Annotated in this window: 31 protein-coding genes and 1 tRNA gene; 20 read left to right on the plus strand and 12 right to left on the minus strand. The window is 32.6% G+C overall.

Annotation, left to right across the window (positions count from 1 at the left end):
* Nucleotides 1–2 precede the first annotated feature (2 nt).
* From urtD to ureE, 7 genes are all read right to left on the minus strand, one after another.
* Nucleotides 3–752, minus strand: coding sequence for an urea ABC transporter ATP-binding protein UrtD (urtD, locus tag HA152_RS04425; protein WP_209133957.1), 750 nt, complete (start codon nt 750–752; stop codon nt 3–5).
* The gene (gene urtC, locus HA152_RS04430; protein ID WP_209133959.1) at nt 745–1,875 is read right to left on the minus strand and encodes an urea ABC transporter permease subunit UrtC; all 1,131 of its coding nucleotides are present in this window, start codon (nt 1,873–1,875) and stop codon (nt 745–747) included. Before urtC ends, urtD begins: the two co-directional genes overlap by 8 nt.
* Nucleotides 1,875–3,029, minus strand: coding sequence for an urea ABC transporter permease subunit UrtB (gene urtB, locus HA152_RS04435; RefSeq protein WP_209133961.1), 1,155 nt, complete (start codon nt 3,027–3,029; stop codon nt 1,875–1,877). Before urtB ends, urtC begins: the two co-directional genes overlap by 1 nt.
* A gap of 83 nt (nt 3,030–3,112) precedes the next feature.
* Nucleotides 3,113–4,390 (minus strand): urea ABC transporter substrate-binding protein, encoded by a 1,278-nt coding sequence (gene urtA, locus HA152_RS04440; protein WP_025928348.1) that lies wholly within the window; start codon nt 4,388–4,390, stop codon nt 3,113–3,115.
* A gap of 128 nt (nt 4,391–4,518) precedes the next feature.
* Nucleotides 4,519–5,130 (minus strand): urease accessory protein UreG, encoded by a 612-nt coding sequence (gene ureG / locus HA152_RS04445; protein ID WP_209133963.1) that lies wholly within the window; start codon nt 5,128–5,130, stop codon nt 4,519–4,521.
* A 3-nt stretch (nt 5,131–5,133) separates the two neighbouring features.
* Nucleotides 5,134–5,820: an urease accessory protein UreF gene (locus HA152_RS04450; RefSeq protein WP_209133965.1), complete on the minus strand. Its 687-nt coding sequence runs from the start codon at nt 5,818–5,820 to the stop codon at nt 5,134–5,136.
* Complete coding sequence (gene ureE / locus HA152_RS04455) at nt 5,813–6,262, minus strand: urease accessory protein UreE (RefSeq protein ID WP_209133967.1); 450 nt, start codon at nt 6,260–6,262, stop codon at nt 5,813–5,815. Before ureE ends, HA152_RS04450 begins: the two co-directional genes overlap by 8 nt.
* Nucleotides 6,263–6,310: 48 nt before the next feature.
* Here ureE and HA152_RS04460 point away from each other — a divergent pair, with 48 nt between their 5' ends.
* From HA152_RS04460 to ureC, 4 genes are read left to right on the plus strand one after another with little or no spacing between them, the layout of a single operon-like run.
* Entirely contained in the window at nt 6,311–7,213 is a 903-nt protein-coding gene (locus tag HA152_RS04460; protein ID WP_209133969.1) for an urease accessory protein UreD, read from the plus strand.
* Between the two features lie 50 nt (nt 7,214–7,263).
* Nucleotides 7,264–7,566, plus strand: coding sequence for an urease subunit gamma (locus HA152_RS04465; protein WP_209133971.1), 303 nt, complete (start codon nt 7,264–7,266; stop codon nt 7,564–7,566).
* 2 nt (nt 7,567–7,568) lie between these two features.
* Entirely contained in the window at nt 7,569–7,889 is a 321-nt protein-coding gene (locus HA152_RS04470) for an urease subunit beta (RefSeq protein WP_209133984.1), read from the plus strand.
* A 4-nt stretch (nt 7,890–7,893) separates the two neighbouring features.
* Entirely contained in the window at nt 7,894–9,603 is a 1,710-nt protein-coding gene (gene ureC / locus HA152_RS04475) for an urease subunit alpha (RefSeq protein ID WP_209133986.1), read from the plus strand.
* Here ureC and HA152_RS04480 read toward each other — a convergent pair.
* Nucleotides 9,600–10,826, minus strand: a complete 1,227-nt coding sequence (locus HA152_RS04480) for a glycosyl transferase (RefSeq protein ID WP_209133988.1) — start codon at nt 10,824–10,826, stop codon at nt 9,600–9,602. The two genes, ureC and HA152_RS04480, sit on opposite strands and share 4 nt — an antisense overlap.
* Before the next feature lie 50 nt (nt 10,827–10,876).
* Here HA152_RS04480 and HA152_RS04485 point away from each other — a divergent pair, with 50 nt between their 5' ends.
* From HA152_RS04485 to HA152_RS10050, 6 genes are all read left to right on the plus strand, one after another.
* On the plus strand, nt 10,877–12,637 hold the full coding sequence (locus HA152_RS04485) for a sugar phosphorylase (RefSeq protein ID WP_209133990.1): 1,761 nt from the start codon (nt 10,877–10,879) through the stop codon (nt 12,635–12,637).
* Nucleotide 12,638: 1 nt separating this feature from the next.
* Nucleotides 12,639–13,436, plus strand: a complete 798-nt coding sequence (yedP, locus tag HA152_RS04490; protein ID WP_209133992.1) for a mannosyl-3-phosphoglycerate phosphatase-related protein YedP — start codon at nt 12,639–12,641, stop codon at nt 13,434–13,436.
* A gap of 4 nt (nt 13,437–13,440) precedes the next feature.
* A complete protein-coding gene (locus tag HA152_RS04495; RefSeq protein ID WP_209133994.1) occupies nt 13,441–14,385 on the plus strand; it encodes a kinase in 945 nt (314 codons plus the stop codon).
* A gap of 90 nt (nt 14,386–14,475) precedes the next feature.
* On the plus strand, nt 14,476–14,703 hold the full coding sequence (locus HA152_RS04500; protein ID WP_209133996.1) for a DUF1830 domain-containing protein: 228 nt from the start codon (nt 14,476–14,478) through the stop codon (nt 14,701–14,703).
* An 89-nt stretch (nt 14,704–14,792) separates the two neighbouring features.
* Nucleotides 14,793–14,918: a hypothetical protein gene (locus HA152_RS10045; RefSeq protein WP_257470646.1), complete on the plus strand. Its 126-nt coding sequence runs from the start codon at nt 14,793–14,795 to the stop codon at nt 14,916–14,918.
* 63 nt (nt 14,919–14,981) lie between these two features.
* Nucleotides 14,982–15,116: a hypothetical protein gene (locus HA152_RS10050; protein WP_011818343.1), complete on the plus strand. Its 135-nt coding sequence runs from the start codon at nt 14,982–14,984 to the stop codon at nt 15,114–15,116.
* Nucleotides 15,117–15,124: 8 nt separating this feature from the next.
* Here HA152_RS10050 and HA152_RS04505 read toward each other — a convergent pair whose 3' ends face one another.
* Nucleotides 15,125–15,397 (minus strand): hypothetical protein, encoded by a 273-nt coding sequence (locus HA152_RS04505; RefSeq protein WP_209133998.1) that lies wholly within the window; start codon nt 15,395–15,397, stop codon nt 15,125–15,127.
* Nucleotides 15,398–15,464: 67 nt separating this feature from the next.
* Between HA152_RS04505 and HA152_RS04510 the strand changes: the two genes are divergently transcribed.
* Both HA152_RS04510 and HA152_RS04515 read left to right on the plus strand, forming a co-directional pair.
* Nucleotides 15,465–16,265, plus strand: a complete 801-nt coding sequence (locus tag HA152_RS04510) for an undecaprenyl-diphosphate phosphatase (protein WP_209134000.1) — start codon at nt 15,465–15,467, stop codon at nt 16,263–16,265.
* Between the two features lie 55 nt (nt 16,266–16,320).
* Nucleotides 16,321–16,473 carry a hypothetical protein gene (locus tag HA152_RS04515; protein WP_209134002.1) on the plus strand — a complete coding sequence of 51 codons (153 nt, stop codon included), beginning with the start codon at nt 16,321–16,323 and terminating at the stop codon, nt 16,471–16,473.
* On the opposite strand, the gene HA152_RS04520 is transcribed toward HA152_RS04515, so the two are convergent.
* The 3 genes from HA152_RS04520 to HA152_RS04530 form a co-directional block, all read right to left on the minus strand.
* A tRNA-Pro gene (locus HA152_RS04520) sits at nt 16,474–16,547 on the minus strand.
* A gap of 27 nt (nt 16,548–16,574) precedes the next feature.
* Complete coding sequence (gene msrA, locus HA152_RS04525; protein ID WP_209134004.1) at nt 16,575–17,303, minus strand: peptide-methionine (S)-S-oxide reductase MsrA; 729 nt, start codon at nt 17,301–17,303, stop codon at nt 16,575–16,577.
* Nucleotides 17,304–17,340: 37 nt separating this feature from the next.
* Nucleotides 17,341–19,086, minus strand: a complete 1,746-nt coding sequence (locus HA152_RS04530) for an ABC transporter ATP-binding protein (protein WP_209134006.1) — start codon at nt 19,084–19,086, stop codon at nt 17,341–17,343.
* A gap of 81 nt (nt 19,087–19,167) precedes the next feature.
* Between HA152_RS04530 and HA152_RS04535 the strand changes: the two genes are divergently transcribed.
* From HA152_RS04535 to gatA, 8 genes are all read left to right on the plus strand, one after another.
* The gene (locus HA152_RS04535; protein ID WP_209134008.1) at nt 19,168–19,464 is read left to right on the plus strand and encodes a DUF3288 family protein; all 297 of its coding nucleotides are present in this window, start codon (nt 19,168–19,170) and stop codon (nt 19,462–19,464) included.
* Nucleotides 19,465–19,496: 32 nt separating this feature from the next.
* The gene (trpD, locus tag HA152_RS04540; RefSeq protein ID WP_209134010.1) at nt 19,497–20,531 is read left to right on the plus strand and encodes an anthranilate phosphoribosyltransferase; all 1,035 of its coding nucleotides are present in this window, start codon (nt 19,497–19,499) and stop codon (nt 20,529–20,531) included.
* Nucleotides 20,532–20,545: 14 nt separating this feature from the next.
* Nucleotides 20,546–21,685, plus strand: a complete 1,140-nt coding sequence (gene carA / locus HA152_RS04545; RefSeq protein WP_209134012.1) for a glutamine-hydrolyzing carbamoyl-phosphate synthase small subunit — start codon at nt 20,546–20,548, stop codon at nt 21,683–21,685.
* A 126-nt stretch (nt 21,686–21,811) separates the two neighbouring features.
* Nucleotides 21,812–22,111 (plus strand): STAS domain-containing protein, encoded by a 300-nt coding sequence (locus HA152_RS04550; protein ID WP_308789022.1) that lies wholly within the window; start codon nt 21,812–21,814, stop codon nt 22,109–22,111.
* Nucleotides 22,108–22,506 (plus strand): Mini-ribonuclease 3, encoded by a 399-nt coding sequence (locus tag HA152_RS04555; RefSeq protein ID WP_209134014.1) that lies wholly within the window; start codon nt 22,108–22,110, stop codon nt 22,504–22,506. Before HA152_RS04550 ends, HA152_RS04555 begins: the two co-directional genes overlap by 4 nt.
* A 4-nt stretch (nt 22,507–22,510) precedes the next feature.
* Nucleotides 22,511–23,515 carry a 23S rRNA (guanosine(2251)-2'-O)-methyltransferase RlmB gene (gene rlmB, locus HA152_RS04560; protein WP_209134016.1) on the plus strand — a complete coding sequence of 335 codons (1,005 nt, stop codon included), beginning with the start codon at nt 22,511–22,513 and terminating at the stop codon, nt 23,513–23,515.
* A 145-nt stretch (nt 23,516–23,660) separates the two neighbouring features.
* Nucleotides 23,661–23,876, plus strand: coding sequence for a DUF1816 domain-containing protein (locus HA152_RS04565; RefSeq protein ID WP_209134018.1), 216 nt, complete (start codon nt 23,661–23,663; stop codon nt 23,874–23,876).
* Nucleotides 23,877–23,906: 30 nt separating this feature from the next.
* Nucleotides 23,907–25,355: an Asp-tRNA(Asn)/Glu-tRNA(Gln) amidotransferase subunit GatA gene (gene gatA / locus HA152_RS04570; RefSeq protein WP_209134020.1), complete on the plus strand. Its 1,449-nt coding sequence runs from the start codon at nt 23,907–23,909 to the stop codon at nt 25,353–25,355.
* Nucleotides 25,356–25,378 lie beyond the last annotated feature (23 nt).

Genomic DNA, 25,378 nt, shown 5'->3' on the forward strand with positions numbered 1-25,378 from the left:
AACTAGTCCTCAGGTCTTCCTAAATAAACATCAATTACTTTTTTGTCTTTTTGTATGGTTTCCATTGTTCCCTCACATAATACTGTGCCCTGATTTAATACGGAAACATTACTATCAAGTCTTCTTATAAATTCCATATCGTGATCTATTACCACTACTGTATTTTCGCCTGATAAAGATTTTAATAAATCAGCAGTAAGATCTGTTTCTTCATCAGTTAAACCAGCAACAGGTTCATCTACCAACATTAAATCTGGCTTCTGTCCTACTAACATGGCTATCTCGAGCCATTGTTTTTGGCCATGAGATAAAGATCCAGCTTTAGAATCAACTTTTTGAGCTAAATTAACAATCTTCATAAGACGATCAATCTCATTAAGCTGCTCATTCTTAATACTTTTATTTATAAGGTTTAAGGGACTTTTAGGAGTTGTAACCGATATTTCAAGATTTTCTTTAACTGTTAGATTTTCAAAGATTCTTGGACTTTGGAACTTTCTTCCAACTCCAAGTCTGGCTATTTTATGCTCCTTTCTACCTACTAAGGATTTCCCTTTAAAAATCACTTCTCCTTTTGTTGGCTTAACCTTTCCAGTTATTACATCAAGAAATGTTGTTTTACCTGCGCCATTGGGTCCTATTACAGCTCTTAATTCTCCTTTCTTCAAATTTAAATTAAGTTTGTTGAGGGCTAAAAAACCCTCGAAACTAACAGTAATATCAATTAAATTTAGAAGATCTTTATTATTCATTATTCCCCTCCTTATTGTTAACTTCTAAGCTTGGATAGGTTTCAATCTTTCTTTTCAAACCAAATCTTTGAAGAAGATTCCTAGGACCATCTCCTTGAATCCATCCTAAAACTCCTTCTGGCAGAGCTGTTACAACTAAGATAAATAACCCTCCTTGAATAAACATCCAGCTAGCAGGTAAAGCTTCACTTACTAGACTTTTTGCATAGTTGATGAAAACTGCTCCTAGTATTGCTCCCAATAAAGTTCCTCTTCCTCCCACAGCAACCCATATAACCATTTCTATAGAAAAGGGAACCGTCATAAATTGAGGGGATACTATTCCAGACTGAACTGTATATAAAGCTCCCGAAATTCCTGCGAGACCTCCAGCAATAGAAAATATTATCGTCTTGAATATAACTGGGTTGTATCCTGTAAACCTAACTCTTGGTTCATCATCTCGTATTCCTATCAGGATATTTCCAAATCTTCCTTTAACTACCCACTTTGCAAAAAACCATGCTGCTATTACTAGTATGGCGGTTATCCAAAAGAATATTCTTTGCATAGACTCAGACCCAACCATCTGACCAAATAGTTGTGTTACATCTGTTTTTAATCCATTTGTTCCATTTATAAGTTTTTGTTGTCCATTAAAAAAGTTAAAGAATACAAGAAGAGAAGCTTGAGTAAGTATAGAAAAATAAACCCCTTTGATTCTATTCCTGAAAACGAGAAATCCAATTAAACCAGCAACCAATGCTGGAATTATCCAGATAGCGAAGAAGGTAAAAACAGGAGATCTAAACGGTTCCCAGAAAAAAGGTAATTTTTCAACACCATATAAAGCAAAAAATTCAGGAATATTATTTGGAAATTCAGAGGAGCTGGTTATTTGCAAATACATTGCTGCACAATATCCACCTAGTGCAAAAAATATACCTTGTCCAAGACTTAGTAAACCTGTATATCCCCAGATAAGATCAACACCAAGTGCAACTATGGATAGGGATAAGTATCTACCTAAAAGGTTTAGTCTAAATACAGGGAGTATAGTTGGTGCCGCAATAATTAAAGCTATTAATATTATCCAAAATGATAATACTATTTTTTTGTCAAATTTAATTTTACTTAAGGACATTAGTTCTCAACCATCCTTCCTTTTTGAGGAAATAAACCTGTTGGTTTAAATTGTAGGAATATAACAATTAGTGCAAATATCATTACTCTTGCCATACTAGTGGTTGCAAAAAAGTTAATTGTGTTTGATAAAGGTAAAGGCATATCTGGCCATATTGATAAGAGCCTTCCAGCTCCAATTAAATCAGTCATTATTCCTATCCCAAATGAAGCAAGTACTGTTCCTAATAAATTTCCTACTCCTCCCAGCACTACAACCATAAAACAACCAACTATATAGTTTCCGCCAACATTTGGTCCTACAGAACCTAAAAGAGATACCGCTACCCCAGCAACTCCCGCTAAGCCAGATCCAATTCCAAAAGTAATTATATCCACTTTTTCAGTAGAAATACCAAGACAATCACTCATTTGTCGGTTCTGAGTAACTGCTCTTATACGCATTCCCCAAGCACTTTGATTAAGAAATAATGTTATTGCTATTACAGAGATCAGAGTAATGACAATTATCATTAATCTTGTTTTAGGAAATGCAGTGCCAATAATTTCAACTTGACCTCTCATCCATGAGGGTGCTGTTACATCAACATTTCGAGCGCTTGCTCTACTAAGTTTGCTTACAGAGGAAGAGATTACGCTACCTGTCAGGACCCCAGCTAAAGCAGCAAATATCCAAGAACTAAATTTAAAATATTTGAAATTTATTGATTCTTTTATTTTTGAAGGGAATGTTGTTGGTAAGAATAAACCAATTAACAGACTTATAACTAGACCGGTCCCATAAGCTAAAGGTACGCTTCTGACAAATTGTTGAAGAATTAAGCTTACACCCCAAGTTGCGAGAAGTGTTTCAAGTGGACTTCCATAAAGCTTTCTTATGATTGTTTTTTCAAGGAGAATTCCTACTACTCCACTAACAATAAAAGCAAGGAAAATAGAAACTATTATGTACGAATTGTAGAAAGGTTTTAATATAGGTAATTTGAAAATTAATTGTGTTACGTATGTTGTGTAAGCTCCAAGCATCATAAGTTCTCCATGGGCAAGATTTATTACACCCATAAGACCAAAAACAATTGCTAGACCTAATGCAGCAACAAGTAGTACAGATCCGATTGCAACACCATTAAAAAGGCTATCGAGAAGTAACTCCAATTTAGAAAATGAAAATATTTGATTATATAAAATAAAAGGAGGCGTTAACCTCCCTTTATTTTGAAGTATAGGTTTTAAATAGATTAAAGCTTATACTTTTCTCCTTTTGAAGGATCTGTCCAATCGCAAGCAAATCCTTTTGAACTTGGATGCTTTTGGTTCCATGCTTGAGGAAGAACAACTCCTGTCTCTTCAAGGATTGTAAATCCACCCTCTGCATTAATCTCTCCAATTCTCACTGTTTGAGATAAGTGGTGATTAGGCATAACTTCAACAGGACCTTGTGGAGCATCAAATTTTTGTCCAACAAGGGCTTCCCTTACTGCGTTGTCGTCGAATGTCCCAGCATCTTCTACAGCCTGTTTCCATAAGTAAACCATGTTATAAGCAGATTCTTGAGGATCAGCTACAACACGATCTGCTCCCCATCTTTTCTTGAAACTTGCAGCAAATTTCTTAGATGCAGGAGTATCAATTGACATCATATAGTTCCAAGCTCCGTAGTGACCTTCAAGGAACTCAGGCCCGATTGTACTAATCTCTTCTTCAGCAATTGAATAGTTCATTACGTAGTACCCACTTGAAGGTGTAATACCTGCGTCTTGAATCTGTTTGAAGAATGCAACGTTTTGGTCACCATTAAGAGTATTAATGATTATTCCACCGTCAGGCAGCGCTTTTTTGATTTTTGAGATAATTGGAGCAACTTCAGTATTTCCTAATGGAAGATAATCTTCTCCAACAACTTTACCTCCTAACTGTTTTACCTGAGCTTTTGTGATTGTGTTTGAAGTTCTAGGGAAAACATAATCAGAACCTACAAGGAAGAAATCTCCACCAGCTGCGGGAGAACGCTTATACATGAAATCTGTAGCGGGTTCCGATTGTTGGTTTGGTGTGGCTCCTGTATAGAAAATGTTGTTAGAACATTCTTGAGCTTCATATTGAATTGGGTAGTAGAGGAACGCATCTTTTGATTCGTAGACAGGTAACATTGCCTTTCTACTTGCAGATGTCCATCCACCAAATACGACAGGAACTCCGTCTTGGTCTATAAGTTTCTTTGATTTTTCAGCAAAAGTTGGCCAATCAGATGCACCATCTTCAACTATGTATTCAATTTTGTAGCTTTTGCCGCCAACTGTAACACCACCAGCAGCATTTATCTCTTCAATAGCCATTTTTTCTGTATCAACAAGAGTTGATTCAGAGATAGCCATTGTTCCGGATAACGAATGCAAAATACCAACGGTTACTGTGTCATCGAAACTTCCGGAGGTTCCGCCTCCACCACACGAAGTTGCTGTGACCGCAAGTGAGGCAGTAGCTAAACCTGCCAAAATACGCCTTGAAATTCTCATGAATTAGGATAAATTAGGTAATTGACCCTCATTAGGGGGATAAAGTAAAAGTTATTAACGAGTGAGGATTCGTTTTGTATCAGTCGTAACTTTTTGTTGAATCCAATATATTAGTAATGAACATTTTTCTAGTTTCGATTGTTGGGTATATGTGATTCTAAAAATTGAATTATTTCTTCAACTCCTATGCCGCTACTTAGGTTGGTAAAAAACCAAGGTTTCCCTTTTCTCATAAATTCTGCATCACTTTTCATAATATTTAAATCTGCGCCAACTTTATCTGCTAAGTCAATTTTATTGATTAATAATAAATCCGACCTTGTTATTCCTGGTCCCCCTTTTCTAGGGATTTTGTCTCCGGCAGATACATCAATTACATATATTGATAAATCTACAAGTTCTGGACTAAAACTAGATGCTAAGTTATCACCTCCACTTTCTACAAAAACAAAATCTAAAGGATTATATTTATTTTCTAACTCTAAAACTGCATTTTTATTTAATGAACAATCCTCTCTTATCGCGGTATGAGGACAACCTCCTGTTTCTACGCCAATAATCCTTCCTTCCTCTAAAACATTTTTATTTATTAGAAAGTTAGCATCTTCTTTGGTGTAGATATCATTGGTGACAACTGCTATCTCATAATTTTTTTTCAAGCTCAAGCATAGAGTCTCTACTAATGCAGTTTTACCTGAACCTACAGGCCCAGCAACACCTACTCTCAATTTGCTGCTCATAAATTAATTTCTAAAAAGTTTTGTATAAAGGTCATTATGATTTTGTTGTGCCATAGCTAAACCTACATTGCCAAAATAGATGTCATCAATTTCTTTGTCCATAATTTCTTTAGAAACTTTTGAAATTATTGCTAATAAGTCTCTCTGAATTAGTTGTGCTTTTGTTGACCCAATGGGAATAATTCTTATTGCAGCACTAAGTTGGTTTGCACTCCACGCATATAAAAAGTTCTCAACCATTTCTAACTTGGTAATTTCAAAACAATAACAAGCCCAACTCCACGCTAATGACCAGGAGCTTTTTTTATTATTTTCATATGGATATTCAAATCCAAATTCTTTGGTTAAATCAATGAGAGAGTTTGCCATTTGAATTTGTTGTTCTCTCATTTCAAGAGAGTCCTTTGATGAGAGGATCCATTTATCCAAACTAATTAACTTTTGCAAATTACCTTTTAAATTTTTGCGGTCGTTTATCTCATTGAAAATATCAAAAAAGTCTAGTAAAAGTTTTGCATCTAGTCTTATCTGACCAATTTTTAGTTCACTTATGATTAATTCTTTTACCGAATTTGAATCTGTTAAATTTTTATTATGAAGATAACTCTCCATTCCCTCAGAATAACAAAATCCTCCAACTGGTAAGTTAGGACTAATTAATAAATATTTTAATAAGTGACTTTTACTCATGACTATGGGCACCTCTTTCCGGAAAGAACTTCTTTTGCGTATTTTTTACATCTACTTTAAAATTAAGAAGCATATTTTTTATAACATAATCACTTTTTGTTAGAAGAATGCCCTCTTCTATTTCTACTTCCACATGCCTATTTCCAAGATGATAAGCAGTTTTAATAAGCTCAATTTTAGAATTTGAACTTATTTCAATTAAATCTTCTGTTTTGGCAATTATCTCTACATAAAAATTGGGCTCATTAGTTGAAAGAATATCTCCATCTTTTAATTTGCCATTTCTAGGTAATTGTAAAATTATTTCTTGATCACAATCAGTTAATCTTTTGCCTCTTAAGATTCTTCTTTCATCTGAACTTAAGGTAAGTTTTAAAAATGAACCTAATTTTGGTTTTTCCTTAATCCAATCAGTTACAACAATTTGTTTATTCATTCTCATTATCAAAATTTTTGGTTACTTTAATTTAGTAATTAAAGAAAACAATTTATGATTAAAACTTCATGGGAAGGTAATTGTTTCTTAAATTTTTTCAATAATAAAGCAAGTTTAGGAAATGTTGATAAAACAATCTTTAAATCTAAATCAACTTCTCCTTATAAGTTATTGAAGTCTACTCATGATCAAGAGGGCAGATGCATTTTGCCTGTTCTACATACTGCAGGGGGATTGGTAGGAGGTGATTTACTCGATTTTGAGGTAAATCTTGAAAAAAACTCTAAGGTTTTGTTGACTACTTCTTCAGCTCAGAAAGTATATGGATCAGTTGGAAGATCTAAAATCAATCCAAAAGGAAGTTTTTCAAAGCAAAAGAATCTCATAAACATTCTTGACAATTCTCATTTAGAGTATCTTCCCCAAGAAACAATCATCTTTGCAAATGGTTTATATGAGCAAATTTTTAAAGTATCTATTTCAGAAACTTCAAGTTTTTTATTTACTGATTTAATAAGACTTGGAAGATCATCTTCCGGGGAATCTATTGAAAGTGGAGTTTTCAGGTCTAAATTAGAAATTATGAGAAATAATGATTTACTTGATGATTGGGAATATGTTGATCAGATTGAATTATCTAAGGCAAGTTTTGTGGCCAAGTCAGGTATGGATTACATGCCCGTTTTTGGATCCTTAATTTGGATTTGCGAGAAAGATTTTTCCAAGTCAAAAATAAATAATCTTGTGGGAAATATAAAAAAGATTTTCAATGAAACTAATAATAATTTATCTATTGGAATCCTTGAAAATGGAATCTCCGTAAGATTCCTAGGCAGTTCTTCTCAAGATGCTAGAAAATGTTTTTTTTGTATTTGGAAACAAATTAGGTCTGTTTGTGGATTTTGTAAGCCAAAATATCAAGGTGTATGGCCTTTACAAGATTCTATGAATTATTAATTATGTTCAGAAAGAACCTTTTTTAAGAATTTATAGATTAATTTTTTATTATGCATCTTTCACCTCAAGAAAAGGATAAATTATTGATTTTTTCAGCGGCACTCTTAGCTGAAAGAAGGCTTAGTCGAGGTCTTAAGCTTAATTATCCTGAAACGATAGCTTTTTTAAGTTTTCAAGTTCTTGAAGGAGCACGAGACGGCAAAAGTGTAAGTCAATTAATGTCAGAGGGAAGTACTTGGCTTTCAAAATCACAAGTTATGGAGGGCATTCCTGAAATGGTTGATGAAGTTCAAATAGAAGCGGTTTTTCCCGATGGGACTAAATTAGTTACTATTCACAATCCGATTAATTAGTTATGAGTAATTTAATTCCTGGCGAAATAATTCCTGAACAAGGTGAAATCGAACTAAATCTTAGTAAGCAAGTTAAAACAGTAACGGTTTCTAATTCTGGAGATAGACCTGTGCAAGTTGGTTCTCATTATCATTTTTATGAAGCTAATAAGGCTTTAAATTTTGATCGAGAAATAACACATGGTATGCGTCTTGACATTCCTGCAGGAACAGCAATTAGATTTGAACCGGGTGATACAACAGATGTCAAATTAGTGCCATTTTCAGGTTTAAGAAATGCATATGGTTTTAATTCATTAGTTAATGGTTCTTTAGATAATTAAAATTATGTCTTATAAAATCGACAGAAAAACTTATGCTCAAACTTACGGACCCACTGCTGGGGATAGAGTAAGGCTTGCGGATACCGAATTATTTATAGAAGTAGAAAAAGATCTAACTACTTACGGAGATGAAGTTAAATTCGGAGGTGGCAAAGTTATTCGAGATGGGATGGGACAATCTCAAGTAACAAGAGGAGAAGGGGCTGTAGATACCGTAATAACCAATGCTTTGATTGTGGATTGGTGGGGAATAATTAAGGCGGATATAGGATTAAAAGACGGTATGATTTTTGAAATCGGTAAAGCGGGTAATCCTGATATCCAAGATAACGTTAATATTGTTATTGGCGCCTCAACAGAAGTAATAGCTGGAGAAGGCCATATTCTTACTGCAGGATCAATAGATACTCATATACACTTTATATGTCCCCAACAAATTGAAACAGCCCTTGCTTCAGGAATTACAACTATGTTGGGAGGTGGAACTGGACCTGCGACTGGGACTAACGCCACTACCTGCACACCGGGTCGTTTTCATATTTCTAGGATGCTTCAATCTGCAGAAGCATTTCCTATGAATTTAGGTTTTTTTGGTAAAGGAAATTCAACGAATGAAAGAAATCTTATTGATCAAGTCGAAGCTGGAGCATGTGGATTGAAGCTTCATGAGGATTGGGGAACGACTCCATCTACGATAAATTCTTGTTTAAATGTTGCAGATAACCTTGATGTTCAAGTTTGTATTCATACTGATACTTTAAATGAGGCAGGCTTTGTTGAAGATACCATCAATGCTATTGCAGGAAGAACAATTCATACTTTTCATACCGAAGGAGCAGGTGGAGGCCATGCCCCAGACATTATAAAAATTTGTGGAGAAAAAAATGTTCTCCCAAGTAGTACTAATCCAACAAGACCTTATACGAGAAACACACTTGAAGAACATCTTGACATGTTAATGGTATGTCATCATTTAGATTCTAAAATTCCAGAAGATATTGCATTCGCGGAATCAAGGATAAGAAGAGAGACTATTGCTGCAGAGGACATCCTACATGATATGGGCGCCTTCTCAATTATCGCTAGTGACTCTCAAGCTATGGGAAGAGTTGGTGAAGTAATAACAAGAACTTTTCAAACTGCCCATAAAATGAAAGTTCAAAGAGGACCTCTATCAAAGGATTCTGATAGGAACGATAATTACAGAGTAAAGCGATATATCTCTAAAGTTACAATTAACCCTGCAATAGCCCATGGTATTAATAAATATGTTGGATCTATAGAAAAGGGAAAAATTGCAGACTTAGTATTGTGGAAACCTTCATTTTTTGCGGTAAAGCCTGAACTAGTTGTTAAAGGAGGATCTATAGTTTGGTCCCAAATGGGTGATGCAAATGCTTCAATTCCTACTCCAGGGCCTGTACATGGTCGACCTATGTTTGCAAGTTTCGGCCAATCTCTAATTAAGAGTTCTTTTACCTTTTTAAGTAAAAATTCAATTGATCAAAATATTCCAAATAAATTAGGTTTACACAAAAAATGTATTGCCGTTGAAAATACCAGAAATATCAATAAATCACACTTTAAACTTAATAATGAACTACCAAATATTTCAGTTGATCCTCAAACTTATGAAGTTTTTTCTGATGGGGAACTTCTTACTTGTGAACCTCTTGATGAAGTCCCAATGGCTCAAAGGTACTTTTTACTTTAGAAGTTTTTAATTAATTCTTTTTCAGTTGTCTTTATATCTTGTGACCCAGCAATTGCCAAATCTTCTTGAAGTTTGTTCTCACATGATAGAACCCTTGACCAACTTGGTAACTGCTGTGTCGTAGGGCAAGCTAAGTAATCTTCTGTAGCAGGTCTCAATAGTTTCGCAAATTTTTGCACTGACAGCTCTTCTTCATGCCTATCGTATGGAAGTTGATTAACTGCTGAATCTAATCCAAATTGTTTTACCCTATCTTCCCCAACTCTTTTGTAGAGAACTTCTAAGGTTGCTAGTTGAGTACTTGTTAAAGTCTCTGCTTGATGCTCCATGAGACCTCTTAAAACACTAGAAAGTATTTCTGTACACATTTTTTGCAATCCTTCTTTAGAAGAATCACCAATATTCTTATGTTTATGATCAAACAATCCTAGGTCAACTTGGGCTATTTTGGAGGTTCTTACGTTTCTATAAACCTCTGATAATAAACCTATCTCTAATCCCCAGTCACAAGGAATTCGTAAATTCATAGCAAGGTCTTTAGTGAAAGCAAACTCACCTGCTAATGGATATCTAAATGATTGAAGATATTGTAAAAAGGGACCCTTCCCTACTAACTGCTCAAGACTTGCCAATAAGGGACCCACAAATAATCTTGTGGCTCTACCTTGCAATTGATTGGTCTCTAAGGATAATCTGCTGTAAAAGGCCTTAACATATGATATTCCATATGATTCATCCAGAAGTGGAAGTATCATTCTTGAAGGGTATAAAGGACTAAAAGTTCTTATATCAGCATCAAAAAGAGCCACAACTTCTGATTTTCTCGTCGCAACTCCTATGCCTTGCCATACAGCCCATCCTTTACCTGGAGTTCCTAAAAGTTCTAACCCATTTTTTTCTTGACTTTTTAATAGTTCTATTACAGAGGGAGAATTAGTCCATTGAACATGAACTGGAAATGGCATTGAGTCAAAAAATGATTTTGCTGATTTAACTTGTTCAACAGTTTTTGCAGAAAGAGCAATAACTAATTCATTTAAGCCTGTAAGGTCTTTTAAAACTTCTCTTATGTCTTTTAATGCAGGACGCTCAAATTCTTCATATAAGCAGGGTATTAGAATACTAGTTGATCTTTTTTTAAGTCTTTTGTTTAATTCTTTAAGTAAATTTCTTGTAACTCCATATTCATGTATTGTTGTGATTAAACCCTGTTGAAAGTCCATTTTCTAATTGATGTGCAGAATAGTATTAATACTTCGTTAATTTTTTCAAAGTGAAGCAAATTGATTCAGAGAAAAAATTAGATAGATTAAAGATTGATAAATTGTTAAAAACAATTTATTCAAATAATACTACAGAAGAAATTAATTTTATTTCAAACCAATTATTACAGATTTTAGATGATTTCTCAGAGAAATCTGCTTATGAAGAAATAAGAGATAATGAAAGGTGGAATGAATCTCATTCGGTTTTGATAACTTATGCAGATAGTATTTATAAAAATGGTGAAGCAACATTAATAACTCTTAATGAGTTGTTAAGTAAACATTTTGGCAGTCTTTCTAAAGTTGTACATATTCTTCCTTTTTTAAAATCTACAAGTGATGGAGGTTTTGCAGTCTCAAGTTATGATTCTTTAGAAGAAAAATTTGGTGCTTGGGATGATCTCAAAAGTATTTCTAAAAATCATGATTTGATGGCTGATTTAGTACTAAACCATGTCTCATCATCTCACCCATGGGTTCAACAATTTATTAAATCGCAAGAACCGGGAATATCAAATGTTTTTTCACCGAAACAAAATCTTGACTGGTCAAATGTAGTTAGGCCTAGAAGTTCCTCTTTGTTTTCTCAAATAAATACTGAAGATGGTCCTAAACAAGTTTGGACAACTTTTGGTCCAGATCAAATTGATTTAAATTGGCATAATCCAAAAATGACTCTTGAGTTCTTAAATTTGATTATTACTTATTTATCTAATGGAATTAAATGGTTTAGGCTTGATGCTGTAGGTTTTATTTGGAAGGAATCAGGAACAACTTGCTTGCATTTACCTAAAGCACATTCAATTGTGAAACTCTTAAGAGTTCTTTTAAATAATCTTCTTAATGATGGAGTTTTAATAACAGAAACTAATGTTCCTCAGAAGGAAAATCTATCTTATCTGATTCCTGATGATGAAGCTCATATGGCATATAATTTCCCATTGCCCCCTCTTCTCCTAGAGGCAATTATTACTTCAAGAGCTGATATCTTAAACTCATGGATATTTGATTGGCCAATATTACCTGACGATACTACATTATTTAATTTCACTGCATCACATGATGGAGTTGGTTTAAGAGCTCTTGAGGGTTTAATGAATGAGCAGAGAATTAAAGATTTATTAATTAATTGTGAAAAAAGGGGAGGTTTAGTAAGTCATAGACGCTTATCAAATGGTGATGATAAACCCTATGAATTGAATATTAGTTGGTGGAGCGCAATGGAAGACTCCAGTAGAGATGCTAAAAGATTTCAATATGAGAGATTTATTTTGAGTCAATTATTAGTAATGGCTCTGAAAGGGGTCCCTGCATTTTATTTGCCAGCATTACTAGCTTCAGAAAATGATATCAAAAGTTTTTCTATGACAGGTCAAAGGAGAGACCTTAATAGAGAAAAGTTTAAATCAGAAAATCTTTTAGCTGTTTTAAATAATCCTGAATCAAATGCTAATAAAAACTTAAAATATCTTTGCAATGCTATGGATGTCAGATCAAATTTAAAGCAATTTCACCCTTGTTCACAAATGAAATGTTTGTCTAAAGGTAGGAGTGATATTGTTGTAATTAAAAGAGGTAAAGGTCCTGAGTCTGTTTTTGCAATCCATAATATGACTGAAAATAAAATTAATTATCAATTGAATGATAATGATCTACCAAAAATAATTGATAATGATTTCAATACCCATGATTTTTTAACATCCACTAAATACAATTGCAAAAATATTAGTCTTGATCCTTTTCAAGTAATTTGGCTTAGTGCTTTATAAAATGATAGAAAATTCTTCTATTTGGGTAGTAAGTGATGTAGATGGTACTTTAATGGATCACTCATATGATTTATCACCTGCTAAAGAAACTATAAAAAAATTACAAAGATTATCTATACCCGTAATTCTTTGTACAAGCAAAACCGCATCTGAAGTAAAAGTTATTAGAAAGGAACTGAACTTAACTGATCCTTATATTGTTGAGAATGGTGCGGCAATATATGGTGAATCTCTTCAAAGAGTAAATGGAGAAATTATTCTTGGGATAAAATACGAAACTCTTGAAGAAATCTTAAATTTTATTTCTAATGAAATTGATTACAAACTTACTCCTCTTAATAGTCTCACTGATCAAGAAGCCACTCAGCTTACAGGTTTAGAAGGTAACTCATTGAATTTAATGCGTGATAGACACTGGAGCATGCCTTTCTTAAATCCGCCAAGTTATTTAGAAGAGAAAATTAATATCTGTTGTAAAAAATTAAATGTTGATATTTTTAAGGGCAATAGAATGAGTCACTTATTATCTACTAAATCGAATAAAGGTAAAGCAATAAATGCTCTTAAATCATATTCTAACGTTCAAAATATTGAAATTATAGGCTTAGGCGATTCTCCAAATGATTTGCCACTACTTTTAAACTCAGATATTAAAATCGTTATTCCTGGAATAGATGGACCTAACTTAAATTTACTTGATCAATTAAAAGATTTGGAATTTATTTTAGCTTCTGAACCAAATGGATATGGTTGGAAAAATGAAATAAATAAATTGATAAATAAGCGAGAACTAAGTTAGAAAGATGAAAGATTTAGATATTAATTTTCCTCTTGATAAATTTGAAAAATTAATTATTGATATTGGTTGGCAATCCTTGGATGATTGGTTCAATTTTTGGGAAAGTAAAAGAAACATTCTTTCAATTGATCAATATTGGATTAATAAAGTAAATGATGATTGGATTTGGGGTTTGGCTTTACCTCTTTTATCTCAGGCTTATAAATTTCAAAATAATTTTTCTGACAGAAAAATTATTGGAATCTCAGCTTTACCAGGTACAGGTAAAACAACACTAGGTAAATGGCTCGAAGCTATATCTTTAAAATTAAACTTCAAAATTGCGGTTATTTCAATTGATGACTTTTATCTCCCTTCAAATGAAATGAAATTAGCAATTAAGAATAACCCTTGGAATGTTTCAAGAGGGTTTCCTGGAAGTCACTCAGTAAAATTAATGCATGAAAAATTATTAAATTGGAAGATAAATGGAGAATTAAATGTACCAGTTTTCGATAAATCTTTAAGAAATGGTTTAGGAGATAGATCTCATTGGAGATTAGATAATCCTGATTTATTAATTCTTGAGGGATGGTTTTTGGGAATAAAACCTTATCCTATTGACACAAGTGATCGACTCATAAATACAGCAAATTTGAGTCTTCATGAATCCTCTTACGTATTAAAAATTCAAAATAACCTAAAGGAATATTTAGATATTTGGAATTTGATAGATAATATTTGGCACTTAAAGCCTTTGAAGATTGAATATATGAATAAATGGAAAACAAATCAGGAAAAAGAAATGTTTTTACAGAAAGGTAACGCCCTTAAAGATGAAAAATTATCTAATTTTTTGAGAATGCTTAATGTCTCAATTCCTCATAAAAGTTTTGATGTTATAAAATCCTACGCGCTTTTATTAATTGATCAAGAAAGAAATTTAGTTGAGGCTGGATTGAATTTGTAGAATTTTCTAAATTTCTTCTTTTTCAGTAATTTTTTATACATTTTTTTCAGCTCTTATTAGTGTTTAATTGAGGATATTTTCTGTTAAAGGATGGTTGAGTTTTCTTACAAAAATGAAGGCTGTAGAATGGTTGTCTTGAGATGTATTGGTCCATCGAATTTTTTCTTAGAGAGAGTTTTATTCCCAACTGACATTCTTACTTTTATGGCCCCAAACGATTCAAGAGTTGAAATTTGGGGAAATGAATTATATGGCCCTAAGTTGGAAGAGAGAATAAGAATTTCTGCTGATAGCGAAGATTCGCCTTTAGTGGCATAGAACAGACAATATCTAATTGTCTTCGAGTCAAAATTTTTTACAAATACCTAGTTTTTATTGATATTATCAAACTAGTTTTAGTTTTATAGATGTATTATTTTTCTTCCTTTGCAATAGGAGGGTTTGTTCCTTCTGCAGCTATCGCTGGAGTCTTACTTTTATTGGGTTTAGGAGCCTTCTTTTATCTTGGTATTAAAGGACCTACAGATTATTAAATATGAGTTTATCGACAAATTGTAATTTCAATTTATCATAGCCTTCTTGAATAAGTTAACATTATGGATCTAACAACTATTTTATTTATATTAAGCTTACCTTTCGTTTTATTAACAGTTTATTTCGGGACAAAAAATGATTTTTACGAGAGTGAAAACTATAAAGGAGATGGTTGTGCTCACGATGTTAAAAGGTAACTTTGTTACTAATCACCTCTAAATACACAGGTCCATCTACTATCAAATTGCCAAACAGGTTTGTATATTTCATTAGTAATTTTCTCACCTGCCTTATTACAGGTATCTAAATCTTTCATAGGAATAGAATGCAAGGAAGGACTTGTTATTCCACTAACTTCTGGCCTTCCTCCGGGACCTTGTCTGTAAGTTCCAATTATTAACCAATAGCTAGCTTTCGCAGAACCAGAAATGATTAAGGAAAAAAGAAAAAATAATATTAAAAAAGAATTTTTTTTCATTTTTACATACTAGCTTTTAATTTTTAAATGTAAATTGCTATTAATTAATTAGGTAATTTAATAATTTTTGGAATATTTAAAATTTGTTTTATATGGATTAATTCAAGGATTGACAGAATTTATCCCTGTAAGTAGTACAGCTCATTTAAAAGTTATATCCCTTTTTTTAGGTATTGATGATCCTGGAGCATCTTTGTCCGCTACTATTCAACTTGGAAGTGTTCTAGCGATAGCTTGGTATTTTAGGAATGATATTTTTAATTTTAGAAGTCAATCTTCCAAAAAATTTCTTGAATATCTGTTACATGAAAGATTATTAAGGTCTATTTTGATTGGTACTATACCAATTGTTTTGCTTGGTGGGAGTGTAAAAATATTTATCCCTTCTTTTTTTGAAAACGTTCTTCGTTCAAATTTATCAATAGCATTGGTCTCATTTCTAATGGCTTTTTTTATGTACTTGGCAGACAGTTCGAAAAGAGGTTCTATTAATATTAGAAACCATAATTATTCAAATAGTTTTTTGATAGGTTTCTTTCAAGCATTTGCAATTTTTCCTGGTGTTTCAAGATCTGGGGTCACTATTTCTAGCGCTTTAATATCAGGATGGGAAAGAAGCGATGCTGCGAAATTTTCTTTTCTTTTAGGGATGCCAGCTATTTCTCTTGCTGCGATTGTTGAGTTTGTTTCTTCTTTTAATGATTTTTTTTCATTAGGGTTTTTCCCTCTTTTTGTTGGACTTGTTACGACATTTTTCTCTTCTTTATTAGCAATAGATTTCTTATTAAAGTATTTTTCTTCAAATGGGTTGAAAATATTTATCATCTATCGAGTAATTTTTGGTGTTGTAATTCTTTTGAATTTATAATTAGATGAAAAAAAAAATTTTGCAATTGTGTTAGTGTTTTAAAAAATTCTTTCTAATGAACATTTTTATATCATTCCAATTAGGTGAAGTGGAAGTTTCAAATTTTACTATATTGGTTTTAGCTTTTTTTTCTTCTTTTACATTCATAGCAGTAGGCATAAGTTCATATAAACTATACAAATCTCTTATAAATGAAGACGATAAATAATCGGAACGGCGGGATTTGAACCCACGACCCCCACTACCCCAAAGTGGTGCGCTACCAAACTGCGCTACGCCCCGTGTCTTTACTATAAAGATTAGATTGATTTAAATGTTATTCTTTATAGGATTGTTATCAGATCTCAATACACATTTGTCAACTTCCCAATTAAAGTTTTCCCATACATGGTCTTCTAATTTATAGTTGCTTCCAGTGAAAACTCCTAACTTAACTTTTGTAGGTGAAGCGGAGCAATACTGCCTGCTTCCAGCTGATGCTAGATATTGTTGATGGTATTGTTCTGCATAATAATATGAATCAATCATTTTTATTTCCGTTTCAATTAAACCAAGATTTTTTTTGCTAAGTTCCATTTGATATTGTTCCTTACTGGCTAATATAATTTTTATATTATTTTCATTTTTGTAATATATTGCAGATCTATATTGTGTTCCCATATCGTTACCTTGCCTGTTTTTTTGAGTAGGGTCATGACATTCCCAAAACATTTTTAATAAATCACTTATATCAATTTCCCTTTTATCCCATATAACTCTTACAACTTCTGAATGACCAGTTAAGCCGGAACATACTTCATAATAAGTTGGATAATTTTTTTCACCTCCTGCATAACCTACAGAAGTTGTGACAACTCCAGGAAGTTTCCAAAAACATTTTTCAGATCCCCAGAAACAACCACATCCAAAAATTATTTCATCTTCTTCTAAATTAGGATCTTTTTGGATATCTGTTTTTAATATTCTATGTAATGAATAAGCATCATCAGTTAAATTTACTTCCTTATTATTCATAATTTTTTTTAGAAATTTAAACATAATTTAAATCTATTTATTATAAGTAGAAAAATTACTTTTAGCTCTTAACAATTCTGGTAGCTAGTTCTCTTTCCCAAAGTTGTTTATAGAGCCCATTCACTTTTACTAATTCTTTATGAGCTCCTTCTTGTACTATTTCTCCTTTATCCATTACTAAAACCCTATCGCAGGTTGCGGCAACAGATAGTTGGTGACTAATCATTATGATTGTTTTATTACTTCTTGCACTCATTTCATCTATTATTTTTGCTGCTGTTTTATTATCTACGCTTGCTAAAGCATCATCAAGAACAACAATAGGAGAATTAACAAGTAGTGCTCTTCCTAGTGCTGTTCTTTGCCTTTGGCCACCACTTAATGTAATACCTCTTTCACCAACAATAGTTTTAAACCTTTGCGGAAAACTATTGATATCATCAATTAATCCAGCTTTTGTAGCACTTTCTTTAACTAAATATTTAGAAGCTTTGGGTTCTCCAAAACTTAGGTTTTCTGAGATTGTAGAAGTAAATAAGAATGCCTCTTGAGGAACGATTGAAATATTTTTTCTAAGATCGCTTAATTTTAATGTTTTTACATCAATTTCATCTAAAAATAATTGATTATCTGGAATTTCAATAGTCCGTCCTAGTGACTTTGCTAGTGTAGTCTTCCCACAACCTACTGGGCCAACTATTGCAATAAGTTCTCCAGGATAAATTTTAAAATTGAGTCTATTTAATGAATTAAATTTTGACCCTGGATACTTGATTGTTAAATTTTTTGCTTCTAAAAAACCTTTAACCTTTCTTTTTAAAAATTTAGTTTCTACTCTATCTACAATATTCGGATTGTTCTGAAAGATTTCTTCCACACGATCTAAACTTACTTGACCAAGTTGAAAAGTATTTAAGGTAAAACCTAGTAAAGCCGTTGGGAAGACAAGTCTTTCTACGTAAAGAATTAAAGCTACTAAACCCCCTATCGAAATAAATCCACTCTCTAATTGAAAAGTTCCTAATGATAATAAAATTAATAATGAAATTGAGGAAATTCCTTGTAACAAAGGGAATAGGGTACTTGCTGTTCTTGCAAGTTTTATCGCTGAATTTCGATAGTCATTATTATGTATGTTAAATTCTTTTTTCTCAGCATTCTCTTGGGCATAAATTTTAATTGCGCTTATACCTGATAGATCTTCTTGTATTAGATCACTAAGTTTTGATAATGATTCTTGTTGAGCTTTTCTTTGTTTAACCATTCTGCCGCCAAATAGACTTACAATTCCAAGGATTAAGGGAAATATCATTAACGCTGATATTGTTAATGTTTTATTAATCGAAAACATTGAAGGAATAGTGAATGAATAAGCTAAGACAATGTTGCACAAGCTTAAAACTGTAAAACCTAAAAGTCTTCTTATGTTTTCAACATCGCTTGTAGCTCTACTAATAATGTCTCCGCTACCTTTTTTTTGAATCCATTCTGGATCTTGAATAAGTAAATGGTCAAAAAGTTTTTGTCGAAGATTTACCTCTACTTTTCTACCTATGCCGAAGACAATCTGTCTTGAAAATAATCTTATTAAACCCATACAAGTTGCTAAAAATATTAACCATAAAGATTTAGAAATAACAAAATCAGAAGAAAACCCATTTTGTAATTGGTCAATTATATTTTTTACTTCTAAGGGTATTACAACACTTAGTATATTTACTAATAAGAGAGCTAAAGCTCCATATAAGAATTCTTTTTTGTAAGGTCTTAGGTATTTTGATATAACTTTTATCTTGAAATTTTTCATTTTATTTTGCCGATATGATTAAGATAATGTTTCATTTTTGAATATGTGAGCTAATTTTATAAATGATTCAGTATTTAATTTATGGGTAACGAGCAAACTCATCCATTACATGAAACAGACAAGAACATTATAGATTCCCTTATCACTAAAAAAACACCTGAAGATCTTGATTATATAAATTTAGCTAGATTAATAAATCGTTATACCAATTTCCCCGGAGAAATTGAAATTAAAGCCGATATTGAAAAAATTTTAAATTTTTGGAGGATCTCTAAAAATGAACTTTTTTCAAAAACAAAAACTATTTGGTCAAAAAGCTTTAGGCCTTCTAATACGAATAAGGGTTTAGTTGGCTCAGGTTTTGATACCTCAAATTGAATTTTATCCGCATAATTTTTCTTCCATAAAAAATGTCTTATAATCTATCAAACGCTGAAATCCTAAATAATTTGTTGGAGGGAAGGGACCTTGATGAATTAACTTCTCGATCTTTAATGCAAAGATGGCTTAATGATGAAATTTCAGATGTTGAAACTGGAGCTTTTTTGAGTGCTTTGAGAGCAAAGAGTTCTACAGGTGTCGAACTAAGTTCTATGGCTCAGGAACTCTTAAATGTTTGCGAATTGCCAGTAGCAAGACCAAATTTGTATATGGTAGATACTTGTGGAACAGGGGGTGATGGAGCTAATACATTCAATATTTCAACTGCAGTTGCATTTGTAGCTGCATCTTGTGGGGTAAAAATTGCAAAACACGGAAATAAAAGTGCTAGTGGCAAAGTTGGCTCTGCTGATGTTTTGTTGAATCTTGGTTTGAATTTAAATTGTTCATTAGAAAAAGTAATCAAAGCAGTAAGTGAAATTGGGATAACTTTTTTGTTCGCACCTGTTTGGCATAAATCTTTAATAAAACTTGCTCCATTAAGAAAGACTCTTGGCATAAGGACAGTATTTAATCAACTTGGACCATTGGTAAATCCTTTAAGACCCAATGCACAAGTTTTGGGTGTTGCCTCTGAGGATCTTTTAAAACCTATGGGGACAGCTCTTTTGAAAATGGGTATGAATAGAGCAATAGTCGTTCATGGGTCTGGTGGACTTGATGAAGCTTCGCTTCAAGGAGAAAATAAATTAGTATTTGTTGAGAATGGTGATTTACGGTTTTCAGAAATAAATATTTCTGACTTTAACCATGAGAATATATCTAACGAAAAGCTTGTGGTTTCTCATCCTGATTCTAACGAGGAAATATTACAGTCTGTCTTAAATGGTTCAGGACAAAAATCTCACATTGATGTAGTTGCCTTGAACTCTGCTTTAGTGCTTTGGGCCGCAGGCATTGAGGATGATTTAAATGAAGGATTTAATAAAGCTTTATTTTCGATAAATCAAGGAGAACCTTGGAAAAAGTTTTTACTTTTAAAAAATTATTTACATTCAAATTAATTAATTTCAAATTGATGATCAATCCGTATAAGAAAAACGCGAAATTGGTTTTAAGTAATGGAGTTGTATTCCCAGGATTCTTTTTTGGCGCCTCTGGTACAGCCATTGGTGAAATAGTTTTTAATACAGGAATGACCGGATATCAGGAAGTTATTACTGATCCAAGTTATTATGGGCAAATATTAACATTTACTTATCCAGAGATTGGAAATACTGGTATTAATTTTGAAGATTCAGAATCTAAGATTAATGTTAAAGGTATAATTGTTAGAAATTTTTCATCTAATAACAGCAATTGGAGATCTAAAAAGAATTTTAATCAATGGTTAGTTGAAAAAAATATTATAGGTCTATATGGAATTGATACAAGGGCTCTTGTTAAAATTTTAAGATCTAGTGGCGCGATGAATGGAGTTATTACCTCTCTTGATAAAACTGATGAAAGTTGTTTAAAGATAATTTGTGATACGCCCAAGATGGAGGGATTAAATTTATCAAAAGTTGTTTCAACAAAGCAAGAATATTTATGGAAAAGTCATACGCAAACAATTTTTGATTTAAGAAAAAGATATGATGAATCTTCTAAAAAGTTAAAAATAGTAGCAATTGATTTTGGAATTAAAAATTCAATTCTAAATAGACTTGTATCCCATGGTTGTGAAGTTTTGGTTTTACCTTCAAGGTCTTCTCTAAATGATGTTCTTTCTAATAAGCCAGATGGTATATTTTTCTCAAATGGTCCAGGCGACCCTTCTTCTGTTTCTGAAGGTATAGACTTAGCAAAATCACTTATAGAATATGGTGAAATACCTATGTTTGGTATTTGCCTTGGCCACCAAATATTTGGATTAGCATTAGGAGGTTCAACTTATAAATTACCTTTTGGACATCGTGGTTTAAATCATCCTTGTGGTGAAAATAATAAAATTGAGATAACTAGTCAGAATCATGGTTTTGCTATTGATCCAAATTCACTATCAAAGGACATAGTTAGAATTACCCACTATAACCTTAACGATAATACTGTAGCTGGCTTAGAGGTTTATAATAAGCCTATATTTAGTGTGCAATATCATCCAGAAGCAGGACCTGGCCCACATGATTCAGATTATTTATTTAAAAAATTTGTTTCTCTAATGTTAGAAAGATGTTGACATATTGTTTTCTTTTGATTTGATAATTACATTTGATATATTAATTTTTGGAGGTATTAGATCATAGAAGATTTCCAGAAGTTAACCGTTTCTTTAAGAGGAAACATTGAGGTTAATACAAACATTATTGTTTTTACTTTTAAAGGCCAACTTGATGCTTTCTCAGAAAAACAATTTAAGACTTTCGTTACTAATAATTTAAAAAATGACCTTCCATTCGTTATTGATCTTACAAAAATTGATTTTTTAGATTCCTCGGGTCTTGGAGCACTTGTTCAAACTGCAAAAGAATGCAAAAAGTCGAAACTTGGGTTCACTGTCGTTGGCAATTCGAGAGTGGCCCAAACAATTAAACTTGTTCGTTTAGGGGATTTTCTTAACTTGAAGTCAAGCCTTGAAGATGCATTAAATTATTTAAAGAATTGAACTATTGGATTCAAAACATGGTTCCATATGGATCTCCCGAGGATATAGGTGTTATCCAACTTGCTTGGCTTGGAGATTCGGTATGGGAGCTCCACCAAAGACTAAGGTATGTTCATTTCCCTTTAAAATCTAAAGACCTCCATTTATCTGTAGTAAACGAAGTAAAAGCAAAATCCCAGTCAAATTCATTAAGTCATATTGAACATTTATTAAATTCAAATGAAATGGATCTAATTAGGCGTGCTAGAAATAAAACAAAGAGATATCCAAAATCTTCAGACCCCACCATATACTCTAGAGCAACTGGTTTTGAAACTCTTATTGGCTGGCTATTTTTAAAAGATCCTCAAAGATTATCAACACTTTTTGAATATTTAGAATTAAAAATGGATTGAATCTATGAAAAACTCCTCAAATAAATTTCACGGAAAAAATAATAAAGAGTACAAAAAAAATTCAGATTTTGCTTATTACTCTAAAAATACACATCGTTCAGAAAAAAATGATAGATTTTTGAACAATTCAGTTAAAAATAAGAAAGTTGAAAAATTAAAAAAAAATGATGAAAATAATACTTTTTCTTCTTTGAAAAGGAGAAATCCAAGATATAAAACTAATACAGAGTTTCCTAATAAAAATTCTGATATGCATCAGGAGTTTACTAATAAGAGAAATTTTGATGATTGGATATGGGGTAAACATTCGGTATATGAGGCTCTAAGAAGTGATAGTGCGATTAATAGGATTTGGTGTACTTCGGAAATTTTTTCTTCGGACAAATTCTATATCTTGCTTAAGGATCTTAAATCAAAAGGAGTTCTTATTGAAGAAGTTTCTTGGAACAGGCTTTCGCAATTGACATATGGTGCTTCACATCAAGGTGTCGCTTTGCAGTTAGCATGCTCTAAAACAATATCCCTAGAACAATTAATCGATTTTTCTAAAAAAAATTGTCCAAATCCTATAATAGTCGCATTAGACGGTATAACTGATCCTCATAATGTGGGTGCGATTATAAGATCAGCGGAAGCATTTGATTGCAAAGGTGTAATTATTCCTCAGAGAAGGTCTGCAGGATTGACTGGAACAGTCGCCAAGGTAGCTGCAGGAGCCTTAGAACACCTTCATGTAAGTAGAGTTGTTAACCTAAATAGATCACTTGAAGAACTTAAGAAAAATGGTTTTCTTGTCGCTGGCTTATCAGGAGATGGTCAAATAGCTATCTCAAATTTTCAAGAAAGAGCACCTTTGGTAGTTGTAGTAGGCTCTGAAGATAAAGGTATTTCTTTGCTTACTCAAAAAAAATGCGATTTTATATTAAGAATTTCTCTTAAAGGTAAGACTTCAAGTTTGAATGCCTCTGTAGCGGCCGCCATATCCTTATTTCACTTGACAAGTAAATAATTTTATTGTGATTAATCACTGTTTTAAGCACCACTAAAATGTGGTTGTTTCAATACATTTATATGATTAATAAAAATATATTGAATTTTCGCTACAAAATTGTATAGAATTTAACAAGAATTTAGGGTTTAACAGCCCAAAAAAATTGATTAGAAACTTTGGAAACAAACTTGGTTTAGCTTGGTGGGCTAAAATCGAGACAGATCAACCAAGTATTACCTACTGGTTTGGCCCATTTATTACTAAACGTAGTTTAAAAGAAAATATGTCTTCTTTTATTAAAGAACTTTCTGATGAAGGGTCCAAAAATATTAAGCACAATATAGTACGTTGCAAAAAAGAAGAACCATTAACTATTTGATGACTTTGATTTTAAGAAATAAATTAAGAAATGAATTTTAATTCTTTAAGAAAAGAAATTACTAGCAATAATGCTTCTGTTAAGGAATTAGTTAATGATATCTTTGCCAAAATCGATCATAAAGATCCTGAAATTAATTCGTATATTTGTACTACAAAAGATAATGCTATCTCGCAAGCAGAAAAGATTGATAAATTAATTCAAAATAAAGAAAAACTTCCTCCTCTCGCGGGGATGCCAATAGCGATAAAGGATAATATTTGCACCAAAGGAGTTGCAACAACTTGTGCAAGTAAAATGCTTAAAAGCTTTGTTGCGCCTTACGAATCCACCGCTTCGAGTAAATTATGGACTTCAGGGGCAATTTGTTTAGGGAAAACAAATTTAGACGAATTTGCAATGGGTAGTTCAACGGAAACTTCTGTATTTGGTGTCACTTCAAATCCTTGGGATATTAATAGAGTGCCAGGAGGCAGTTCAGGCGGTAGTGCTGCTTCAGTTGCCGCTGGATTTTGTGCAGCGGCTATAGGTTCTGATACAGGAGGATCAATAAGGCAACCAGCTTCTTTTTGTGGTGTCGTAGGTCTTAAACCCACTTATGGCAGAGTTAGCAGATGGGGACTTGTAGCATTTGCTAGCTCTCTTGATCAAATTGGCCCAATTACAAATACTGTCTCAGATGCGGCTGAAATTCTTTATTCCATATCTGGTAAAGACCCCTATGACTCAACATGTCTTGATAAGCCAGTACCAAATTATTTGACTGACTTAAATAAATCTATAAAGGGTTTAAAAATTGGAATCATTAAAGAATGTTTTGAACACCCAGGGCTTAATCCAGAAGTAAAGGAATCTGTTCTTTCTGGAGTTGATAGATTTCAAGCTTTAGGGGCTGAAATTATAGAAGTTGAATGTCCTAGATTTAACGATGGAATTGCGACATATTATGTAATTGCACCATCTGAAGCCTCCGCAAATTTAGCTAGATATGATGGTGTTAAATATGGTTACAGATCGAATGAAGGTTCAAATCTTATAGATATGACTTCCAAAAGTAGAGCTGAAGGTTTTGGAGATGAGGTACAAAGAAGAATTTTAATAGGTACTTATGCTTTGTCAGCTGGATACAGTGATGCCTATTACAAGAAGGCACAAAAAGTTAGGACACTCATAAGAAAAGATTTTGATAATGCTTTTAAGAAAGTAGATGTTTTATTAACTCCAACTTGCCCAACCACTGCTTTTTTGAAGGGAGATTTTGTCAATGATCCACTTTCAATGTATTTGTCTGATTTATTAACTGTTCCTGCTAATTTAGCAGGCCTCCCAGCAATCAGTATCCCTTGTGGTTTTGATACTAAAGGATTACCTATTGGAATGCAATTAATAGGCAATGTATTACAAGAAGATAGAATATTGAATTCCGCAAATATCTTTGAAATTGATGCTCAGGTAATTAAGAACAGACCTTTATTTTAAATTTGTATTAATAATTAATTTGT

The sequence above is a fragment of the Prochlorococcus marinus XMU1412 genome (assembly GCF_017696315.1).
Lineage (GTDB): Bacteria > Cyanobacteriota > Cyanobacteriia > PCC-6307 > Cyanobiaceae > Prochlorococcus_A > Prochlorococcus_A marinus_AF.